Raw genomic sequence first — 18,132 nt, 5'->3', positions numbered from 1 at the left:
TATTACCGTTTCCGAACAGATATCTGTATCTTTTCATAAAATAATATATAGAATCATTCCCCGTATCATTCATGAGACTGGAGGTTACCTATGGAATATCTGCTGGAAGTCAAAGATATCAATTATGCCTATCACAACATGGACGGCGAAACCAAAGCGCTGGAACACATTTCGTTCTCTATGAAAGAAGGCGACTTTCTCGCCATCGTCGGTCCGTCCGGCTGTGGAAAATCCACACTCTTACACCTGATTGCAGGTCTTCTGGAACCCGAAAAAGGGCTGATCCTGCTAAATGGAAAATACTTACGCGGCAGCGCCACCAACATCGGCTATATGCTTCAGAAGGATGAACTTCTGGAATGGCGCACCGTCTATCACAACGTACTCCTCGGTCTGGAAATCCAGCACAGCATGGCCGCCCGTGCCAAAGAAAAAGCGCGCGAACTTCTTGACATCTACGGGCTGGATCAATTCGCATCCTCCCGCCCCTCCGAACTCTCCGGAGGAATGCGGCAGAGAGCGGCTCTCGTACGCACACTGGTTCTGGAACCGGATCTTCTCCTGCTTGACGAACCCTTCTCAGCACTCGACTACCAGACACGTCTGAACGTCGGGGACGACATCGGCCAGATCATCCGCAAAGAAAAGAAAAGCGCCATCTTAGTCACCCACGACCTCGCGGAAGCGATCAGCCTTGCCGATCGGGTGATCGTCCTCACCGCCCGCCCTGCCACCATACTCCAGACTATCCCAATCACATTCCAGGAGCCGGATCTTACACCTCTGAAGCGGCGCGGCGCTCCGGAATTCAAATCCTATTTCAATCTCATATGGAAGGAGTTAAACCCCAATGAATGAACTGTCCCAAGGCCAGATCTACTACCTGAACAAACAGCGCCGCCGTAAGAAGATCGTCCGTTTCTCCCGCGCCGCCATCCTGCTCGGATTCCTGTTTCTGTGGGAATTCACGGCCAATACCGGAATCATCGACTCCTTCATTTTCAGCAGTCCCTCCCGCATCGCCCTCTGTCTCAGGGACATGATTCTGGACGGAAGCATTTTCCTGCACATCGGCGTGACCCTTTATGAAACGCTCCTGAGCTTCGCCCTTGTAATCATCCTGAGCCTCATCATCGCAATCCTGCTCTGGTTCAGCCCGGGGCTTTCCGAGGTCCTCGATCCTTACCTGGTCATTCTGAACAGCCTGCCCAAATCCGCATTGGCTCCCCTGCTCATCGTATGGCTCGGTGCCAACAAGACCACGATCATCGTCGCGGGAATGTCCGTTGCCATCTTCGGCAGCATCTTAAATCTTTACGCCAACTTCGTCACCGTCGATCCCGATAAACTCACCCTGATCTACACCCTGCACGGCAATCGTTTTCATGCCCTGACCAAAGTTGTCATCCCAAGCTGCATCCCCGCCATCATCAGCACCATGAAAGTCAACATCGGCCTCTGCCTGGTCGGCGTCGTCATCGGCGAATTTATCGGCGGGCGGGAAGGACTGGGATACATGATCATCTACGGAAGCCAGGTATTCAAACTGGATCTTCTCATTCTTTCGATCTGTATCCTGTGTTTCATCGCTCTGGGACTTTATGGGATCATCAGTGCCGTTGAAAAGTATTGCCTGAAGAAACGCTAGCGCACCAGTGCACCAGAACCTGGAACCGCTGTAGGCTTTTTAAGGTTACAGCGGTTTGTTATTAGACTTCACTTTATATCCAATCCAGCAAATCGCCCCTCCGATCACATCCGAAAGCGGATTCGCCCAGATATCCCGGTTCAGCAGCGTCCGAAAAAGAAGCATCGCCGTGTAAAATGCCAGCACAAACAGCTTGCGGAAAAAGGAATCCGCTTTGAACGCATTCCACCACATTCCGGCCGCCTCCTTCCACCCGTGCTCCCGCGCATATAAATATAGGAACATAAACAGCACTGCTAATATCATTGCAAAGCCAAGCGGCTGGTACAATGCTGTCAGTACGTTCGTAAGTATGATTTTTATAATTTCTATGATTCTTTCTGCCACAATTTCTTCGCTCCTGATTCATATGATTCTATTCCAAGCACAATTCCTGTTTCAAAGTATTCCGTTTCCGTTATGTTAGCATACACAATATCATTTTTCAATGAATCTGTAATTGAAAATGAAACTCCCCCTATTCTCCCCATTATTAACTTCCATCCTATTGAAAAAATCCCTACAAATATATTATAATACATCCAACAAACAAATGCAGATAAAATTGGAGTACAAGATCATGAATGAAACAGAAACGCTCTCCCGTCACAACCAACTGAAATACCGCCTTCGGAACCGGATCGCGCCGGAGTTATTTGAATGTATGCCGGAAGAAATACAGAATTTTCTTATTGAACTGGATCCGGCTGATATAAAAGAAGCCTACCTTACCACGATGCTGAAGATTCCGTGGCAGGCAGGTGACAAAGTCCCGGATATTAATCTGACACAGGCGAAACGGATTCTGGACTGCTCCCACTATGCCATGACGGATGTGAAGGAGAAAATCCTCCGCTACATGGCCTGCCAGAAGCATCTTGGCAAGAATTATGGTGCCGTTCTACTTCTCGCAGGGGCTCCGGGCGTCGGAAAAACCTCCATCGCCGCCTCCATCGCAAGGGCAATGGGAAGGCCATGCGTCAAGATTTCCCTGGCAGGGATCTCCGATGCGCTGTTTCTTCGCGGCACCCAGACCATTTTCCATAACGCAAGACCCGGACGGATCGTGGATGCATTGATCCGCTCCAAGAGCTTCTGCCCGGTGATTCTTCTCGATGAAATCGATAAAATGGGGGATTCACTGGAACACGGCTGCCCAGAGAATGTACTGCTCGACCTTCTGGACAGCGACCGTTCTCGGTTTGTGGACAACTATCTCGGATTTCCGCTGGATCTGTCCAATGCAATTTTCATCGCGACAGCCAACAGCCTTGAGCCGCTCTCTCCGGTCCTGAAAGACCGGCTTGATATCGTGGAGCTTCCATCCTACACACCGTTTGATAAAGAACAAATCGTGGAAGGCTACGTCTGGCCGAAGCTGATCACCGAATATCATCTGGACTCTCTGGATTATCTCTGTGATCCTCTGGAAAATGAGCTGGCACATCCACAGGGCCTTGAACTGAAAGAAGATGCGATAAAAGAACTGATCCGCCTCTGCCCGGAAGACGGCGTCCGCGATCTGGAACGCATCTGCCGGACCTTATGCGAATCCGTGATCAGTATTTATTACGCACAAGGCGAACTGATCGAACAGATTAATACAGACAATCTGGATCGTCTGCTTGGAAAAATTTATTATAAATAAACTTAGGAACGTTTCTCCAGAACATCCCGGATGATCCATTCCAGCTCATCCGTCTTCCGCGCAATATCCTTCGCCAACTGCAACTGACAGCGGGTCCGGACCAGATTATGTTTCGGGTACTCACACCGGAAATATTTATCCCCGGTAATATAATCATCCAGGAATCTGGACGCAAGCTCGATCGTAATCGAAAACGTCGCCTTCACAAGATTTTCAATCTCAATCTCCGTAAGAGAGTCCTTCGTTGCCCCGATAAAACCATTTGCAAACGCACGGAATTTCGCTGTATCAAAGAACACCTTCGAAGTATCCGGCTCGTCCTCCACCGCCGTATTGGCAATAAACCGGACCGCATCCGCGAAATCATACATCGACATACCCGGCATGATCGTATCCAAATCGATCACCACGATAGGCTCTTTCGTCACACTGTCAAACAGAACATTATTACATTTCGTGTCATTGTGCGTGACACGCTTCGGGATCTCACCATTTTCAAATCTCACACTAAGCTCCGCCGCCTGCTCTCTAACCGACTCAATATACGCGATCTCCTCAGATACTTCCTTCACACGGCCACATTCATCCATTTCCACATCCGCAAACAGCGTATCCAACCGCTTTTTCGTATTATGAAAATCCGGAATCGTCTCATGCAGAATCGAACCGTCAAAATCAGAAAGCTGTGTCTGAAAATTACCAAACGCCTTCCCCGTCGCCTCGATCACATGCAGATCATCCGAAGCATTAAACGTCACCGAATCCACATAATTGATCACACGCCAGAACGCATCATCCCCGTCAATATAATAATTCGTCCCCTCATTCGTATGATGAAAATGAAGGGTGATCTGATCCGGATACTTCGCGCGGATGAACGACGTCACATGATCGATATTCTCCATAATCTCAACCGGACTCTTAAATACATTCGTATTGACTTTCTGGAACAGATAAGACTTGAACGTCTTCTCATTCGTATAAGTTACTTTATAAGTAGAATTAATATTTCCCATTGCAATCACATGGTAAGAATACAGCTCGCCGGGAAGCCGGAACTTCTCTCCGACAATCTTCAGTGTTTCAAACATATCATTTCCTCCTTAGGTGGCAGGGTAGCCTTCCCCTATCTGCCATACATGAAATCTATCCACTTTAGGATAATGTTATCACACGAAGCCATGATTCGCAATCATTCTTTTCTATAAACAAGCGATATGTCACTTTGGCCAGACAAAATTGCAGTTTCCCGCTTCCAGCCCATCGATCAAAATATTCTGCCCGGTGCAAAACCGGTTCGTAACCGCCATAAAATAGATCCATTCCGCCGCTTCTTCCACCGTCATCCACCGCTTCAGAGGAGTCAGTTCCATAATCTCATTCCACAGTGTTTCATCTTCCATCACCGGTCTGTTTAATTCGGTCATAACCCCTCCGAAATCCAGGCTGTTGCAAGTAGCCTGATACGCTGCGATCCGCATAGCTACATTCTTGGTATAAGCAAGGACGCCTCCCTTGCTTGCCGCATATTCCGGAAATTCCGAACCGGTATGCCCGCTTGCCGATCCGATCATGACAATCGAGCGAATCTCCGGCTGAATCCCATAATGCTCGGTTATCGATATCGTTCCCTTTAGATTCACGTCAATATCATTGTCATTCTGGACACCGGCATTGTTGATCAGCACCTGAATCTCCGGAAGTTCCGGATAGGCAGATTCTTCTCGGATATCCAGGCAATAATGGGTATAATTCTCATCCACAATTGCAGACTCCTTCCTGTCAAATCCAAACACGCGATGCCCTTCCTTTAAGAAATATTCCGCACACCCTTTCCCAATCCCGGAGCCGGTCCCGGTAATCAATACATTCATCTTTACAAACTCTCCTTCAAATATTTCTTCAATGCCTTGTTCAGGATCGCAACAACGTACAAGCAAATCACTCGGTCGATATAATCCGTAATAAATTGCACAACAAAACAGCTTCCCACCAGTCCAAGCGGTGTTCTGGCCAGCACCTGAACAAGGATCGTAGAACCCGAAGACGTAATTCCGCCAAACAAAAACGCCGTAATACAAGAACTTGCGATCGTAGACGGAATGGTTATTACAAGCGCCGCCACCAGAATCCACCACTTCTTCGGATGGTATTTCCTGTATACAAGGCCGGTCACAAGCCCAAGTATGATCCCAACCGGTGCATAATACAGGGAATAAATATCAACCGTTATTCCCATAAGCAGTCCACTGATCAGATTCGGGAGCATTCCATAGAATGGCCCCATAACCGAAGCAATCAAAACAGTTCCAATACTGTCCAGATAAATCGGAAGTTTCAGAAACAGCGCGATCTGGCCTCCGATCAAATTGATGCAGATAGCAAATGCAATCATGCAAATTTTATATGCTGATGTTTTTCTTGACTTTACATTCATTCCCAAAATCCTCCTATATGATATCCTGCAAAATATCCAGTTCTTCCGGCTTCACGTCCAGAATTCTGGAAAGGAATAACCGGAAAAAGCGCAGGACATCTACTTCTGTCATCACTTTTGCATTGGCCTCTTTTCTGTAGAAATTCATCGAATCTACCACAGACTGCCCCAGAGAAATCCCCTGTGTCTCGATCTGTACATAAGAATCAAAGCCCTGGCAAATATTTCGGTCGATAAAATACGCCACTGTAAGCGGATCATTGATCACACACCCGATGATATGCTCCCACTGCCAGTGAAAATCAAAATAAAACTTTGTAATCTTCCTGATAAAATCACCCGTTTCAGGATTCAGCCGGCAAATATATTCCAAAATCGTCGGTGTCAGAACAATTTTCCGCGTCACATCAAGACCTATCATATGAATCTTTTTGCCGTTCTCATACATTGTATCGTACACAAGCGCCGCCGCATCCGGATCACACCAGTAGTTATATTCCGCCACCGGCGAACAGTTTCCATGACTTTTAAACGTTCCGCCCATGGACACCAGCTCTTCTATGTTGAGAAATGCATCCATATCCCGATCAATCAACACTGCAAGATTCGTCATCGGCCCCAACGCGATCACCGAAACCTTCTCCGCTTTCAGCACCGATGCCATAAAATCAACAGCATCCATCTGCTGTTCATAGCCATCCACTTCCGACAAATAGCTTTCACCAAGTCCATCTTCTCCATGGGTGTCAAGCGCATTCACATATTCCCGCCTGACCGGTCTCTTTTCCCCGACAAAAATCGGTACATCCAGTCTGCCCATCTGCCGCAGGACCTTCTTTGTATTTCCAAATCCCATCTCCACAGGAGCATTTCCACACACGATCGTAATTCCGATCACTTCGATCTCTTCTGATTTAAGCGCCAGCATGATCGCAAGACTGTCATCAATTCCAGGATCACAGTCAATAATCACTTTTCTTCGTTCCATCTTCTTTTTCCCTTTCCTTATTATTTTCAAAGGCAAAAAAATAGCTTTTGTTTACAGAAACCTCCATAAACAAAAGCATCATGAACCAGGCTGCTTTCCTGCAGCCTGAATATATTCTGATTTACTTTGCCTAGTTTTTTATACTGGGAGGTTTTCGAACCAGTTTCGAGAAATAGTGTACCACAGTTTCCCATTTATGGCAATCCATAATTTCTATCCTTTATCTACTTCCTTTCTCTGCCATATTCTAACTGGTGGCCTCATCGTCCTTTTGATCTTGTTTGTTCTTGATGTCTGAGTTCATGGCTCATACACTCCCTCGCAGCTTCCTTCCACATCTTCCGGTACCATTATAACCCCAAAACGCCACAGCAGACTATAAACATAACTGATTCCCCGCACATCAGCGATCTCTTTCGGACGTTTAAATACATACCCTTTCTTCACAGCCGCTTTTCCAAATGCAATTCTCACCGAACTCCACGACAACGACTTACTGTTCTCCCTTCGATCGATAAATAATTCTTTTGTATATTCTCCATTACGCCCGATTTTCAATGTATATCGAAATGGAAGCCCGGTACTGGTATAAAACGGATAATCCTGATACGCAACGATACAGTTCCAGAGATTCTCTTCAGAACTGCACTCTTGTAGCGCATGCAACGTTTCCTTCCTTTGTTCACATAATCTTGTATTGTCCATTTTTCCACATCCTGTTTTTAGTCGACATCAGTTTATGTTTTTTTTACAGTGACAGGCACCTGAACTATACCAGGCACCTGAACTATACCACAACTAATACGCCCGAATCCTATCCTCTTCATCATCCGTCGTATTCTCAATTTTAACAATCTTTATATCATAAGAATAGTCGTCACTGACTTTCACCGATACGGTATCGCCAACCTTATGTCCGAATATTGCTTTTCCGATTGGAGATTCGGTGCTGATATATCCGTTCAGCGAATTTCCGCGAATGGAAGTGACCAGTTTGAATGTTTCTTCCTCGTCATCTTCCGGAAAATAAACGGTGATCCTGTTATTGATTCCGGCTACTCCATCTTCTGATTGATCCGATACGATCACTGCTGTTTTCAGCATTCTTTCCAGATAGCGGATTCGGCTTTCGTTTCGGTTTTTATCTTTCTTTGCCGCATGATATTCGAAATTTTCGCTTAAATCCCCGTGTGCTCTTGCTTCTTTTACTGCTTCTATCGCTTCCTTCCGGACAACAAGCTTACGGTATTCGATTTCCTCCCGGATTTTTTTAACATCACTTTCTGTCAGCTGCTCTCGCATGATATCTCTTCCTTTCTATTATATATATTGTTTTCTTTTACCTTCATCTGAATAATAAAAAGTTCACTCCATTTTACATCCACACGCTACCGCAAATAGAAAATCCGATGCTGTGTGATATCATTTTCTCCACACACCATCGAATTTCATTTTAAAAGAAGATCTTCCTTACATCATTGAACATGACAAATGCCATGAGTCCGAGCAGGAATACCATTCCTGTCAAGTGTACATATCCTTCTTTTTCCGGCGGTATACGTTTGCCTCGTATGACTTCGACGATCAGGAACAACAGTCTTCCTCCGTCCAGTGCCGGAATCGGCAGCAGGTTCATAACACCCAGGTTGGCGGAAAGGAGTATGGCAAGTCGCAGCATATTGACAAACACCAGCAGAGCGCCGCCTGATTTGGACTGTTTGTAGGTATTATCTACAATATTGACGACTCCTACCGGTCCGGAGAGTTCGCTCACTCCGACTTTGCCGGTGAACAGCATCCGCAGGCCGCTGATCGTGGAATCGATCCAATAGCGAACTTCAAAGACACTGTATTTGAGCATATCGAAAATACCGGCTTTCTCATATCCGGTGCTTGTTATCCCGATCATATAGTATCCGTTTTCATTTTGTACCGGAGTGAGAATGACGGAATGCTTTTCTCCGTCACGAATATAAGCGATCTCCTGTTCTTCTCCCGCGTGAAGCTGTTCGTAGACAGAGATATCACGGAAAATATATATGTGTTTGCTGCCGATCTTCACGATCTTATCTCCCGCCTGAAGTCCTGCTTCATAGGCCGGGCTTCCTTCGGTTACGCTTCCTGCGACCGGCTTATCGACACCGATGATGCCGATAAAAATGATACTGCAGATGAATGCAAGTATGAAGTTAAAGGCCGGTCCTGCCGCAATGACGGAGATCCGCCGCCACGGGGATTTGCTGTTGAAGCTTCCCTCGCTCAAATCATCGACTTCATCTTCTCCCATCATACATGCGCCTCCGATGGGAAGGAGTTTCAGACAATAATCGGTATTGCCGATTTTTTTGTGCAGAAGAGTCGGACCCATTCCGATCCAGAACTCATCTACGTCGATTCCGTTCTTTCTGGCCAGGATAAAATGTCCCAGTTCATGGAAGAACACGATAAAACCAAAGATAAAAATCGCAAGTACGATTCCCATTTACTACCTCCTGCTTCTGATTCTTTCATAGGTTGCCGCTTCTGTTTCCAGTATTTGTTCCACAGTCGGGTTTTCAATCGTCTTATGCGCTCTCATACAATCCTCGATAATCTCTATAATTTCCAGGTATTTGATCTCCCGGTTCAAAAACTGGCTGACTGCCAGCTCATTTGCCGCGTTAAATACGGTCGGCAGTGTTCCCCCTGTCCGTCCTGCCTCGTAGGCGAGTTCCAGACCATAAAACGTACCCATATCCGGTTCTTCGAAATCCAGATGTCCGATCTTCCAGAAATCGACTCGGTCTCCGGGAAGGTATCGTCTCTCCGGATAATAAAGTGCGTACTGGATCGGCAGCTTCATATCGGGCGTGCCGAGCTGTGCGATCACCGCGCCGTCTACGAATTCAACCATGGAATGGATTACGCTCTGTGGCTGAACGACCACCTGTACATCATCGATATCGACATCGAAAAGCCATTTTGCCTCCATCACTTCGAGTCCTTTGTTGACCATGGTAGAAGAATCGATGGTGATCTTGCGTCCCATTGCCCAGTTCGGATGCTTCAGTGCATCTTCAACGCGGATATTCAGCAGATCCTCCTGTTTCTTTCCGCGGAACGGTCCGCCTGATGCGGTCAGAAGGATTTTCTTCACTTCGCTCCTTCTGCTTCCCTGCAGGGATTGGAAGATCGCGCTGTGTTCGCTGTCCACCGGAAGGATCTTCACACCCATTTTCTTAGCCAGCGGCATGATGATGTGCCCTGCCGTTACCAGTGTTTCTTTATTTGCCAGTGCGATATCCTTGCCCGCTTCGATGGCTGCGATCGTAGGCCGGATGCCGATCATTCCGACGATCGCCGTGACCAGTATCTCGCTTCCTTCGATCTGTGCGATTTCCAGAAGTCCGTCCATTCCGCTTACGACCTTTGTACCGGTGTCGCGGATCCGGCTTTTCAGTTCTTCGGCTTTCTCCTCGGCCCATACGCCGACGAGTCTGGGATGGAATTCGCGGATCTGCTGCTCCAGCAATGTGATATTATTTCCGGCTGCAAGAGCAAGCACTTCGATATCTTTATTCTCTCTTACGACTTCCAGGGTCTGTGTTCCGATCGACCCTGTAGATCCAAGTATTGCTATTTTTTTCATTTGCGCCTCCTGCCTGTATGGCTTTCTATTTCCAAACTTGTTACGGTCCGCCGTGCAGCACTACATGATTGCCATTGCCATAAAGTAAATAACAGGTGCTGTGAAAATCACGCTGTCAAATCGATCCAGGATACCGCCGTGTCCCGGGATCAGTTTTCCGTAATCTTTAATATCGTGGTCTCGTTTGATCGCTGACGCTGCCAGATCTCCGATCATGGAGATCATGCCTCCCACGAAACAGATCAGTGCAAATTCGGCCGGACTGACCGTCGTGCCGCCCCATCTGTTGATGGCGAGTGCGTAAAGTGCTCCGAGAAGTGCGGCTCCCGCAAGACCGCCGACCGCGCCCTCGATGGATTTCTTCGGGCTCAGCTTCGGAGCCATTTTGTGCTTTCCAATCAGTACTCCGACACAGTAGGCACAGGTGTCACATCCCCAGGAGCAGAGGAACACGAGTCCCACGAGGAACAGTCCGTCTTCCAGATTTCTCGTCTGGTAAATGAAGGACAGCATAACTGCCACATAGAGGATCCCGAAGTATACCATCGTAACCTGATCTGATTTGAATTTCGGAAATGAAAATACATAGACTGCCATCACAACGACCAGTGCGGCGATGAATACCATAACCTGAAGCTGGAAATTACCGGAAGCTGCAAGGAGCACCACGTAGTAGGCGATCGCAGCCAGATATCCTGCGATTCCAAGCGGATTCTTCTCACATTTGACGACCTGATAGAGTTCTCTGAGTCCGATCAGGCTGACCAGAGCCAGTGTAGTCCATAACACATATCCTCCGCTATAAATGGTCAGAAATGCGATGATGACCAGTACAATTCCGCTGAGAAGTCTTGTCTTAAACATCTTCTTCCTCCTTTATCTTACCGTAACGTCTGTCTCTGTTATTATATTGCATAATAGCCTTTTCTAATTCTTCTTTTGTGAAATCCGGCCACGGAACGTCGGTGAAATAGAATTCGGTATAAGCCAGCTGCCATAACAGATAATTGGATAATCTGAGTTCGCCGCTGGTCCGGATCAGCAGATCCGGGTCCGGAATTCCGTGGGTGTCCAGATAGCTTTCAAATACTTCTTCGGTCACTTCATCGGAAGTGATCTTTCCTGCCTCACAGTCTTTCATCATTTTCCGCATGGCACGGACCATCTCGTCGCGGCTGCCGTAGTTGATCGCAATCTGAAAATTCAGCCCGTCGTTATTCTTCGATGCCTCTTCCAGTTCTTCGATCCGGGTACGGATATCGTCATCCAGACGGGTCTTGTCTCCGATCACCCGTACCTTCATGCGGTTCTTCTCCGCCGTTTTCAGACAGGTCTTCATATAATTGCGAAGCAGTGTCATCAGTGCGTCCACTTCACTTTGCGGACGGTTCCAGTTCTCTGTGGAAAATGCATAGACGGTCAGATATTTGACTCCCATCTTATATGCCACTTCACAGATCTTCTCTACATTCTTACTCCCCTGAGCATGACCGTAATTTCTCGGCATCCCTTTCGACTTCGCCCAGCGGCCGTTGCCATCCAGGATAATTGCGATATGCTGTGGTACGTTCATACTTTTTCCTCCCGTGCATTCCAGATAAAATTCCGTCCTATGCACTTTCTATAAAACAGAATAAAGGGGCTGCAGGTTTCTTTGCTGCCCCTCCTCTTTCTATCACAACTTGTTATACAGTCATAACTTCCTTGGATTTCGCTTCTACAGATTTATCAACTTCCTTGATATATTTATCGGTCAGTTTCTGCAGATCTTCTTCCATATCCTTGATCTCATCCTCTGAAACTTCGGTGCCTTTTAATTTCTTAAATGCATCGTTGCCGTCGCGGCGGATATTGCGGACTGCCACTTTAGCTGCCTCACCTTTCTTCTTAACATCCTTCACGAGTTCTTTTCTTCGTTCCTCGGTCAGTTCCGGAAATACCAGGCGAATCACACTGCCGTCGTTTGTCGGGTTGATTCCGATGTCTGACATCTGGATTGCCTTCTCAATTTCACGGATCAGCTTCTTCTCCCATGGCTGGATCTGGATCAAACGTGCTTCCGGTACGGAGATGTTCGCTACCTGCTGAATCGGAGTCGGTGTTCCGTAATAATCAACCGTCAGTTTATTCAAAATATTCGGATTCGCTCTTCCTGCACGGATTGATGCAAGCTCTCCATCCAGATTCTTCAGTGTCTTCTGCATCTTCTCCTCGTATACTTTACATCTTTCATTCATGGTTTCTTCCTCCTCTAATTCAAGCGTCCTATACCGTAACTTTCGTGCCGGTAAAGTGTCCGCTCATAGTCTCAACAATACTATTTTCTTCGTTCAGTCCGAATACCAGCATCGGCATCTTATTCTCAAGACACATAATGGATGCGGTCAGATCCACTGCCATCAGCTTCTTATCGATGATCTCCTGAATGGAAATCTCATCGTACTTCTTCGCCTCTGGGTTTACCTTCGGATCACTGTCATAGATACCGTCAATTGCCTTTGCAAGGAGCATCGCATCCGCTTCGATCTCGATTGCTCTTAATACTGCTCCTGTATCCGTTGAAAAATACGGATGTCCCGTTCCTCCTGCGAAGAAAACAACCTTTCCTTCGTTCAGTGCTTCTACTGCGGCATCCTTGGAAAATAATGTGGTAAATGCACCGCAGACGAACGGGGTAAATACTTCTGTCTTCATACCCACATGACGGAAAATATCGGATACATAGATACAGTTCATGACCGTTGCCAACATACCAATCTGGTCTGCCTTCGTTCTGTCGATCGTCTCGCTGGTTCTTCCTCTCCAGAAGTTACCTCCTCCGGTCACGATCGCCACCTGAATGCCCTGGTCCACAATCTTCTTCACCTGCTCGGCAACCCCGATACATGTTGCTTCGTCAAACCCTGTCTTCTTATCACCTGCAAGCGCTTCTCCGCTTAATTTTAAAAGTACTCTCTTCATCTGTCTTCTTGCTCCTGTCTTTTCAGTTTGCATATAGCTCGCACTATGTAAATAGTATATCATACCTGTTTTTAAAATGGAAGTTCTATTTCTTTCCTGGTTCTCTTTCCAGTCACCGATTCATCCTTACGGCTGAACTGTTTTTCTTTCCGGAAGCTGTGCAAGTATGATAGCGGCAAACATCAGCACGCATCCGCAGATTTCTCGCATGCTCATCACCTGTCCGAGTACCACCCATCCGGCCAGCACGGAGAACACGGATTCAAGACTCAGGATCAGGGAAGCCACCGTCGGGTCCGCATCTTTCTGGGCCACGATCTGAAGTGTATAGGCAACTCCACTGGACATCACACCTGCATAAAGCAGCGGAACCGCAGCCGCAAAAATGGCGGACAGTGATGGCTTTTCAAAGAGAAACATCGGGATCGCGGAGAGAATTCCCGTAATCCAGAACTGGATGCAGGACATACGCACGCCGTCCACCAGCGGTGAGAAATGATCGATCACCAGGATATGGATGGAAAATACAATGGCACATAGAAGTACCAGAAAATCACCTTTGCTGATAGAAAGTTTCTCGGTCATGCAGAGCAGGTACAGTCCCACGACTGAGATTGCCACGCTGATCCACACCTTCACTCCTACTTTCTTCTTCAGGAAAATTCCAAAGATCGGCACCAGCACGATGTATAATGCGGTGATAAAACCTGCCTTTCCGACGGTCGTGTATTTCACACCAAACTGCTGCAGATTGGATGCCACACACAACGCAATCCCACAGCAAATTCCTCCTATGAGAAGGGTCTTCTTCTCTTTTTCTGACATCGTGCGCTTTTCCGTTACCCCTTCTTCTTTCATTTTCAAACGATCCAGAAACCAGATGCACGGAATCAGCACGATTCCTCCCAGGATCGACCGCACGCAGCTGAACGTGAATGGCCCGATGTAATTCATCCCCACGCTCTGCGCCACGAACGCGACGCCCCAGATAAATGCCGTCAGAAACAGCATTGTAATATTTTTCAAACTCATTTTCTTCATGATTAGTTACCTTGTGTATCCTTTAGATTCTATTTTTTCCCGTAACGATCCAGTTACTCTTTTTCTTTATACTCAATGATATTCTTATTCTTCAGCTCGTGATCATAGAGTTTGTTTTCATCTTTGATGATGATCGTTCCCGCACCTGCAACGCTGAAAAATTCCAGAAGAAGCACATGGCGGATCCTGCCGTCCAGCATATGTACCCGGTTAACTCCCTGTTCTGTCGCAAGCAATGCAAAGTCCAGAATTTTCCTGAGTCCCTCCGGGAAATTTCTTTCTTTTTCCAGCGAACGCACTGCCGGCACGGTAAGGCGCGGATAGACCTCCTTGTGGCTTTCATCTATATAGATTCCGGGATATTTAGAAAGATAGATCAGCTTATCTGCCCCAAGCCGGACTGCAATTTCCAATGCCGTCTCCTTCGGGTCAATATACTCGGATTCATTATCAATATCATTCGGAACGATGACCGGAATGTAATCGTTATCCAGAATCATATGTAACGTCTGCACGTCGATTCCGCAAACGCCGATTGCCTTCACTCCACAGAGTTCCAAGAGCTTTGCGATCCGCTTGTTCTCACGGAACTTGTCCATTCCCATTCGCGTGTCATGCACAACGACCGGATACATGCCTACGCTTTTAAGAAGAACGATGTCCTTCATCAACTGCTGTTCTTCCATCCCGCTCAGCCACTCGCTGCAGCCGTATTCGATCACGATAATTTTCTGGCTGAAATCGCGGATATACGGAAGCGCATCGATCAGAATCGCCGCCTTCTTCTCCACTTCTTCTAAGTATTTATCCATTTGTGACACCTCACTTTTATTCTTTAAATTTCACAATCAGGACTATCATATCATAAACTCTTCCCATACACAAAGAATTTCTTATTTCATATTTCCTTATCTCAGAATTTCTCAACTCATGTTTTCTTTTCTCAGATCTTCATATCGCACGCCAGAAACAATTCGTCTACAGCCTTCTCATAAATCTCCACCTTCTGTGCCTTTTTTATTTTTTTCAGATATTTACCGGAATCCGGAAACATTTCTCCCATGTATGCCCAGAGTTCTTTCATTTTAAATAGAACCGGCGTATCCCCGGAGTTCACTTCTATATATTCTTTCAAAAGGCGGTCGTGAAACTCATGAATTCTTTCTTTTTCCGGAGCCCCTTTACCTTTTATCATTCCGATCAGTCCGGGATTCCTTAAAATCCCCCGCCCCATCATAAGCATTTCCGTCCGCGGAAATCGTTCTTTCCATTTTGCATAATCTTCAACCGTAAAAATATCGCCGTTATAACAAAGCCGGTTTGCGCTCTCTTCTGTCGCTTTTTCGAAAGCTTCCAGATTCGGAGTATTCTTATAATAATCCTGTTGGAGCCTCGGATGAACGATCAGTTCTTCCATTGGAAAACGATTGTAGATCCGAAGCAGTTCATCAAACTCTTCCTCATCCCATTTTCCGATCCTGGTCTTGACGGAAATCCTCATATCCAGCGCTTCAAATATTTCATCCAGGAAGCGTTCCAGGTCATCCGTTTTGATCAGGAAACCCGATCCGCGGTATCGGGATACCACTGTTTTGGACGGACAACCCAGATTAAGATTCACTTCCTGATATCCGAATTCCTCCTCCAGTTTCTGCGCACAAAAAATAAACTCTTCCGACCGATTCGTCAGAATCTGCGGAACAGTATACATTCCTTTATTATGCTCCGGCAAAATATCATTCAGCTCCCTGGAACTGAATTTCCCTTTCTGATTCGGTGTCAGAAAGGGAATGAAGTATTTGTCAGCCGGTTCGAACAATTCATGGTATGTTCTCCGGTAAATGTATCCCGTGATTCCTTCCAGTGGTGCCATATAGTATTTCATATGGTGTCCTCACTTTCCACCCCAACGATAAACAATTTCTCCCCCTCCACACGAAACTTCACATTCATCCCCGCGTAAGCCATTCCATAGATCCGCTCCGGATCATTCTGATAAGATGGCCGCGGATCCTGTTCAAGAATCTGAAAAAGCACCTTTCTATCTTCTTCTCCGATTCCATCCAACACTCCATTTTCATCACACACGGAAAGAGCATAGTCCTGCACTTTCCCGGCAAATCCGCTTTTCGCTTCCGGATGACTGTCCACATATGGCAAATAAGGCTTGATATCGTAAATCGGCGTCCCGTCAAGCAGATCGGCTCCGGTCACATAAAGAACAGGACCTTCCTTTTCTGTTACTTCAATTCGATCAAGTTTCACACTGGAAAGCCCGAGGGGATTCGGGCGAAAAGGTGATCTGGTCGCAAAGACTCCCATCCGGCAGTTTCCTCCGAGCCGCGGTGGACGTACGGTAGGACTCCATTCTTCCCGTTTTCCTTCGGAGAATTCCCATATCAGCCAAAGATATGAATAGTCTTCCAGCCCCCGGACCGCCTCTTCTCTTCGGTATTCTTCTTCTAAAACAATTCTTCCGCGCGTGTCCGCCAAATTACTCTGCCTCGGAATCCCGAATTTCTCTGGAAAATCCGTATGGATCACGGCTATTTTCTTCAATTCCATTTCACACCTATCCCTCCCATTCCCATTTCTATTTCTATTCCTTCTCCTCCCGCTCCTCTTTCATGCGCCGGAAATAGGAACTCATCTCATCCGCCATGCCCGACAGCCGGTTCAGAAGTTTCGAGAAGTCGGTCAGCATCTCATCGTCTTTATAATAAGGATAGACAATGTCATGGTCGATCTCGCTCCAGCCTTCCTCGAAGAGCGTTCTTCCCTGAATTTCTACATAATAGCCTTTATATTTCACAATATAGTGGAGTGAACGGTAAATCCCGTCTGCCCGGATCTCGATCAGATTCCGGTCATAAATCTTTGTGTCTCCGGAACGCTTATAGACTTTCGGGCGTTCCGCGATATAATAATGATTGATGTCGTCATCAAAATCCTCAATTCGATTTTCAACATACTGCTCCGGTTTATTTTCAAACACACTGGTCAAATAATTGTGGAAATACACCCAATCTTCCCGGTACAGGAAAAACACCCGAATCCCAATCAGATCTGTAATAAACTTGTGGTAGTTCGTCCGGTCCAGGCGGGAGAATTTCCCCATGTTTTCTCTCCGTTTCCGGATGATCTTCTCCAGAAGATGCCCCGGCTCCTTGGTACGGTATCGGTATGAATGGATTCCCGCTTTTTCAATATCATATAAATAATCGTCCACAAAATCTTTGCCGATATCGCGCAAATGTCCCTCGATTCCCTGATAATCCTCGTAGATCGCAGTCAGCTCTTCCCATGAAATCTGCGCTTCCCGGAACTCCTCCTCGGACAGATTATATGTTTCCAAAAATTCTTTTTTATCTATCATTTATCGCTCCTTAAGGACGTTCCTTTTGCCACGAGGAGCGCCCTTTGCTCTTTTTCTGTTGGTTTTATTATACAAAGAAAGCAGTTTTTTGTAAACTGTTGTATTCGCAATGCCAAAAGCTTAAATTTTTTTCAAGATAAAAGGCACAACATTTTCATGCTATGCCCTGTCTTTCCGTTTCTTTATTTCGTTCTTTAATAGGTTGATCCCCATAATCAATGAAAGTACTAATGTAATCGGTGAAATCAGAATATTCACCAGCAACTGCCCCGCCTTTTTTAACCAATCCCGCATATTCCACCTCTTCTTTTGCATCCTCCATTATAAACGCTGAAATTAATTATAAAATTTAAAATGCGAATGTCA

General features: G+C 46.4%; 22 protein-coding genes and 1 riboswitch. Of the genes, 3 read left to right on the top strand and 19 right to left on the bottom strand.

Annotation, left to right across the window (positions count from 1 at the left end):
• Positions 1-90 precede the first annotated feature (90 nt).
• Both ACTNB3_RS06580 and ACTNB3_RS06575 read left to right on the top strand, forming a co-directional pair.
• Positions 91-858: an ABC transporter ATP-binding protein gene (locus ACTNB3_RS06580; protein WP_427819776.1), complete on the top strand. Its 768-nt coding sequence runs from the start codon at positions 91-93 to the stop codon at positions 856-858.
• Positions 851-1,648, top strand: a complete 798-nt coding sequence (locus tag ACTNB3_RS06575; RefSeq protein ID WP_441024842.1) for an ABC transporter permease — start codon at positions 851-853, stop codon at positions 1,646-1,648. The genes ACTNB3_RS06580 and ACTNB3_RS06575 overlap by 8 nt, the downstream gene beginning before the upstream one ends.
• Before the next feature lie 45 nt (positions 1,649-1,693).
• Here the strand turns inward: ACTNB3_RS06575 and ACTNB3_RS06570 are convergent, their stop codons facing one another.
• Complete coding sequence (locus ACTNB3_RS06570; RefSeq protein WP_441024841.1) at positions 1,694-2,035, bottom strand: hypothetical protein; 342 nt, start codon at positions 2,033-2,035, stop codon at positions 1,694-1,696.
• 232 nt (positions 2,036-2,267) lie between these two features.
• Here ACTNB3_RS06570 and ACTNB3_RS06565 point away from each other — a divergent pair, with 232 nt between their 5' ends.
• Positions 2,268-3,335 (top strand): AAA family ATPase, encoded by a 1,068-nt coding sequence (locus tag ACTNB3_RS06565; protein ID WP_441024839.1) that lies wholly within the window; start codon positions 2,268-2,270, stop codon positions 3,333-3,335.
• A 2-nt stretch (positions 3,336-3,337) separates the two neighbouring features.
• Here the strand turns inward: ACTNB3_RS06565 and ACTNB3_RS06560 are convergent, their stop codons facing one another.
• The 18 genes from ACTNB3_RS06560 to ACTNB3_RS06475 form a co-directional block, all read right to left on the bottom strand.
• Positions 3,338-4,426, bottom strand: coding sequence for a phosphotransferase enzyme family protein (locus ACTNB3_RS06560; protein WP_427819772.1), 1,089 nt, complete (start codon positions 4,424-4,426; stop codon positions 3,338-3,340).
• A 129-nt stretch (positions 4,427-4,555) separates the two neighbouring features.
• Positions 4,556-5,209: an SDR family NAD(P)-dependent oxidoreductase gene (locus ACTNB3_RS06555; protein WP_441024837.1), complete on the bottom strand. Its 654-nt coding sequence runs from the start codon at positions 5,207-5,209 to the stop codon at positions 4,556-4,558.
• A gap of 2 nt (positions 5,210-5,211) precedes the next feature.
• Positions 5,212-5,772 (bottom strand): ECF transporter S component, encoded by a 561-nt coding sequence (locus ACTNB3_RS06550; protein WP_441024836.1) that lies wholly within the window; start codon positions 5,770-5,772, stop codon positions 5,212-5,214.
• A gap of 13 nt (positions 5,773-5,785) precedes the next feature.
• Entirely contained in the window at positions 5,786-6,760 is a 975-nt protein-coding gene (locus tag ACTNB3_RS06545; protein ID WP_441024834.1) for a nucleoside hydrolase, read from the bottom strand.
• Positions 6,761-6,884: 124 nt separating this feature from the next.
• Positions 6,885-6,929, bottom strand: a riboswitch (PreQ1 riboswitch).
• Between the two features lie 131 nt (positions 6,930-7,060).
• Positions 7,061-7,465, bottom strand: a complete 405-nt coding sequence (locus tag ACTNB3_RS06540) for a hypothetical protein (protein WP_427819768.1) — start codon at positions 7,463-7,465, stop codon at positions 7,061-7,063.
• A 93-nt stretch (positions 7,466-7,558) separates the two neighbouring features.
• The gene (gene greA, locus ACTNB3_RS06535) at positions 7,559-8,062 is read right to left on the bottom strand and encodes a transcription elongation factor GreA (protein WP_427819767.1); all 504 of its coding nucleotides are present in this window, start codon (positions 8,060-8,062) and stop codon (positions 7,559-7,561) included.
• Between the two features lie 151 nt (positions 8,063-8,213).
• Positions 8,214-9,242 carry an RIP metalloprotease RseP gene (rseP, locus tag ACTNB3_RS06530; protein ID WP_427819766.1) on the bottom strand — a complete coding sequence of 343 codons (1,029 nt, stop codon included), beginning with the start codon at positions 9,240-9,242 and terminating at the stop codon, positions 8,214-8,216.
• Between the two features lie 3 nt (positions 9,243-9,245).
• Positions 9,246-10,388: a 1-deoxy-D-xylulose-5-phosphate reductoisomerase gene (locus ACTNB3_RS06525; RefSeq protein WP_441024832.1), complete on the bottom strand. Its 1,143-nt coding sequence runs from the start codon at positions 10,386-10,388 to the stop codon at positions 9,246-9,248.
• A 60-nt stretch (positions 10,389-10,448) separates the two neighbouring features.
• The gene (locus tag ACTNB3_RS06520; protein ID WP_427807088.1) at positions 10,449-11,252 is read right to left on the bottom strand and encodes a phosphatidate cytidylyltransferase; all 804 of its coding nucleotides are present in this window, start codon (positions 11,250-11,252) and stop codon (positions 10,449-10,451) included.
• Positions 11,245-11,961 (bottom strand): isoprenyl transferase, encoded by a 717-nt coding sequence (locus ACTNB3_RS06515; RefSeq protein WP_427819763.1) that lies wholly within the window; start codon positions 11,959-11,961, stop codon positions 11,245-11,247. Before ACTNB3_RS06515 ends, ACTNB3_RS06520 begins: the two co-directional genes overlap by 8 nt.
• Positions 11,962-12,073: 112 nt before the next feature.
• Positions 12,074-12,625: a ribosome recycling factor gene (gene frr / locus ACTNB3_RS06510; protein ID WP_427807090.1), complete on the bottom strand. Its 552-nt coding sequence runs from the start codon at positions 12,623-12,625 to the stop codon at positions 12,074-12,076.
• 28 nt (positions 12,626-12,653) lie between these two features.
• Complete coding sequence (gene pyrH, locus ACTNB3_RS06505; protein ID WP_427807091.1) at positions 12,654-13,349, bottom strand: UMP kinase; 696 nt, start codon at positions 13,347-13,349, stop codon at positions 12,654-12,656.
• Positions 13,350-13,475: 126 nt separating this feature from the next.
• Positions 13,476-14,390, bottom strand: coding sequence for a DMT family transporter (locus ACTNB3_RS06500; protein WP_441024831.1), 915 nt, complete (start codon positions 14,388-14,390; stop codon positions 13,476-13,478).
• A 53-nt stretch (positions 14,391-14,443) separates the two neighbouring features.
• Entirely contained in the window at positions 14,444-15,202 is a 759-nt protein-coding gene (locus ACTNB3_RS06495) for an amino acid kinase family protein (RefSeq protein ID WP_441024829.1), read from the bottom strand.
• A 131-nt stretch (positions 15,203-15,333) separates the two neighbouring features.
• Positions 15,334-16,275 carry a tRNA dihydrouridine synthase gene (locus tag ACTNB3_RS06490; RefSeq protein WP_427819760.1) on the bottom strand — a complete coding sequence of 314 codons (942 nt, stop codon included), beginning with the start codon at positions 16,273-16,275 and terminating at the stop codon, positions 15,334-15,336.
• Complete coding sequence (gene tsaA / locus ACTNB3_RS06485) at positions 16,272-16,955, bottom strand: tRNA (N6-threonylcarbamoyladenosine(37)-N6)-methyltransferase TrmO (protein ID WP_427819759.1); 684 nt, start codon at positions 16,953-16,955, stop codon at positions 16,272-16,274. The genes ACTNB3_RS06490 and tsaA overlap by 4 nt, the downstream gene beginning before the upstream one ends.
• A gap of 34 nt (positions 16,956-16,989) precedes the next feature.
• Positions 16,990-17,766, bottom strand: coding sequence for a GTP pyrophosphokinase (locus ACTNB3_RS06480; protein ID WP_427807097.1), 777 nt, complete (start codon positions 17,764-17,766; stop codon positions 16,990-16,992).
• 159 nt (positions 17,767-17,925) lie between these two features.
• On the bottom strand, positions 17,926-18,060 hold the full coding sequence (locus ACTNB3_RS06475) for a hypothetical protein (RefSeq protein ID WP_427819268.1): 135 nt from the start codon (positions 18,058-18,060) through the stop codon (positions 17,926-17,928).
• Between the last annotated feature and the right edge of the window lie 72 nt (positions 18,061-18,132).

This window comes from Bariatricus sp. HCP28S3_D3 (assembly GCF_052065755.1).
In the GTDB taxonomy this organism is placed as follows: Bacteria; Bacillota; Clostridia; order Lachnospirales; family Lachnospiraceae; genus Allocoprococcus.
Note: the sequence above shows the minus strand (reverse complement) of the source record. Positions and strands in the feature narration are given on the sequence as shown.

Bases quoted from the DNA above. Each gene is read 5' to 3' on its own strand.
- ACTNB3_RS06580 (WP_427819776.1), top strand. From the start codon at position 91: ATGGAATATCTGCTGGAAGTCAAAGATATCAATTATGCCTATCACAAC.
- ACTNB3_RS06575 (WP_441024842.1), top strand. From the start codon at position 851: ATGAATGAACTGTCCCAAGGCCAGATCTACTACCTGAACAAACAGCGC.
- ACTNB3_RS06565 (WP_441024839.1), top strand. From the start codon at position 2,268: ATGAATGAAACAGAAACGCTCTCCCGTCACAACCAACTGAAATACCGC.
- ACTNB3_RS06560 (WP_427819772.1), bottom strand. From the start codon at position 4,426: ATGTTTGAAACACTGAAGATTGTCGGAGAGAAGTTCCGGCTTCCCGGC.
- ACTNB3_RS06555 (WP_441024837.1), bottom strand. From the start codon at position 5,209: ATGAATGTATTGATTACCGGGACCGGCTCCGGGATTGGGAAAGGGTGT.
- ACTNB3_RS06550 (WP_441024836.1), bottom strand. From the start codon at position 5,772: ATGAATGTAAAGTCAAGAAAAACATCAGCATATAAAATTTGCATGATT.
- ACTNB3_RS06545 (WP_441024834.1), bottom strand. From the start codon at position 6,760: ATGGAACGAAGAAAAGTGATTATTGACTGTGATCCTGGAATTGATGAC.
- ACTNB3_RS06540 (WP_427819768.1), bottom strand. From the start codon at position 7,465: ATGGACAATACAAGATTATGTGAACAAAGGAAGGAAACGTTGCATGCG.
- greA (WP_427819767.1), bottom strand. From the start codon at position 8,062: ATGCGAGAGCAGCTGACAGAAAGTGATGTTAAAAAAATCCGGGAGGAA.
- rseP (WP_427819766.1), bottom strand. From the start codon at position 9,242: ATGGGAATCGTACTTGCGATTTTTATCTTTGGTTTTATCGTGTTCTTC.
- ACTNB3_RS06525 (WP_441024832.1), bottom strand. From the start codon at position 10,388: ATGAAAAAAATAGCAATACTTGGATCTACAGGGTCGATCGGAACACAG.
- ACTNB3_RS06520 (WP_427807088.1), bottom strand. From the start codon at position 11,252: ATGTTTAAGACAAGACTTCTCAGCGGAATTGTACTGGTCATCATCGCA.
- ACTNB3_RS06515 (WP_427819763.1), bottom strand. From the start codon at position 11,961: ATGAACGTACCACAGCATATCGCAATTATCCTGGATGGCAACGGCCGC.
- frr (WP_427807090.1), bottom strand. From the start codon at position 12,625: ATGAATGAAAGATGTAAAGTATACGAGGAGAAGATGCAGAAGACACTG.
- pyrH (WP_427807091.1), bottom strand. From the start codon at position 13,349: ATGAAGAGAGTACTTTTAAAATTAAGCGGAGAAGCGCTTGCAGGTGAT.
- ACTNB3_RS06500 (WP_441024831.1), bottom strand. From the start codon at position 14,390: ATGAAGAAAATGAGTTTGAAAAATATTACAATGCTGTTTCTGACGGCA.
- ACTNB3_RS06495 (WP_441024829.1), bottom strand. From the start codon at position 15,202: ATGGATAAATACTTAGAAGAAGTGGAGAAGAAGGCGGCGATTCTGATC.
- ACTNB3_RS06490 (WP_427819760.1), bottom strand. From the start codon at position 16,275: ATGAAATACTATATGGCACCACTGGAAGGAATCACGGGATACATTTAC.
- tsaA (WP_427819759.1), bottom strand. From the start codon at position 16,955: ATGGAATTGAAGAAAATAGCCGTGATCCATACGGATTTTCCAGAGAAA.
- ACTNB3_RS06480 (WP_427807097.1), bottom strand. From the start codon at position 17,766: ATGATAGATAAAAAAGAATTTTTGGAAACATATAATCTGTCCGAGGAG.
- ACTNB3_RS06475 (WP_427819268.1), bottom strand. From the start codon at position 18,060: ATGCGGGATTGGTTAAAAAAGGCGGGGCAGTTGCTGGTGAATATTCTG.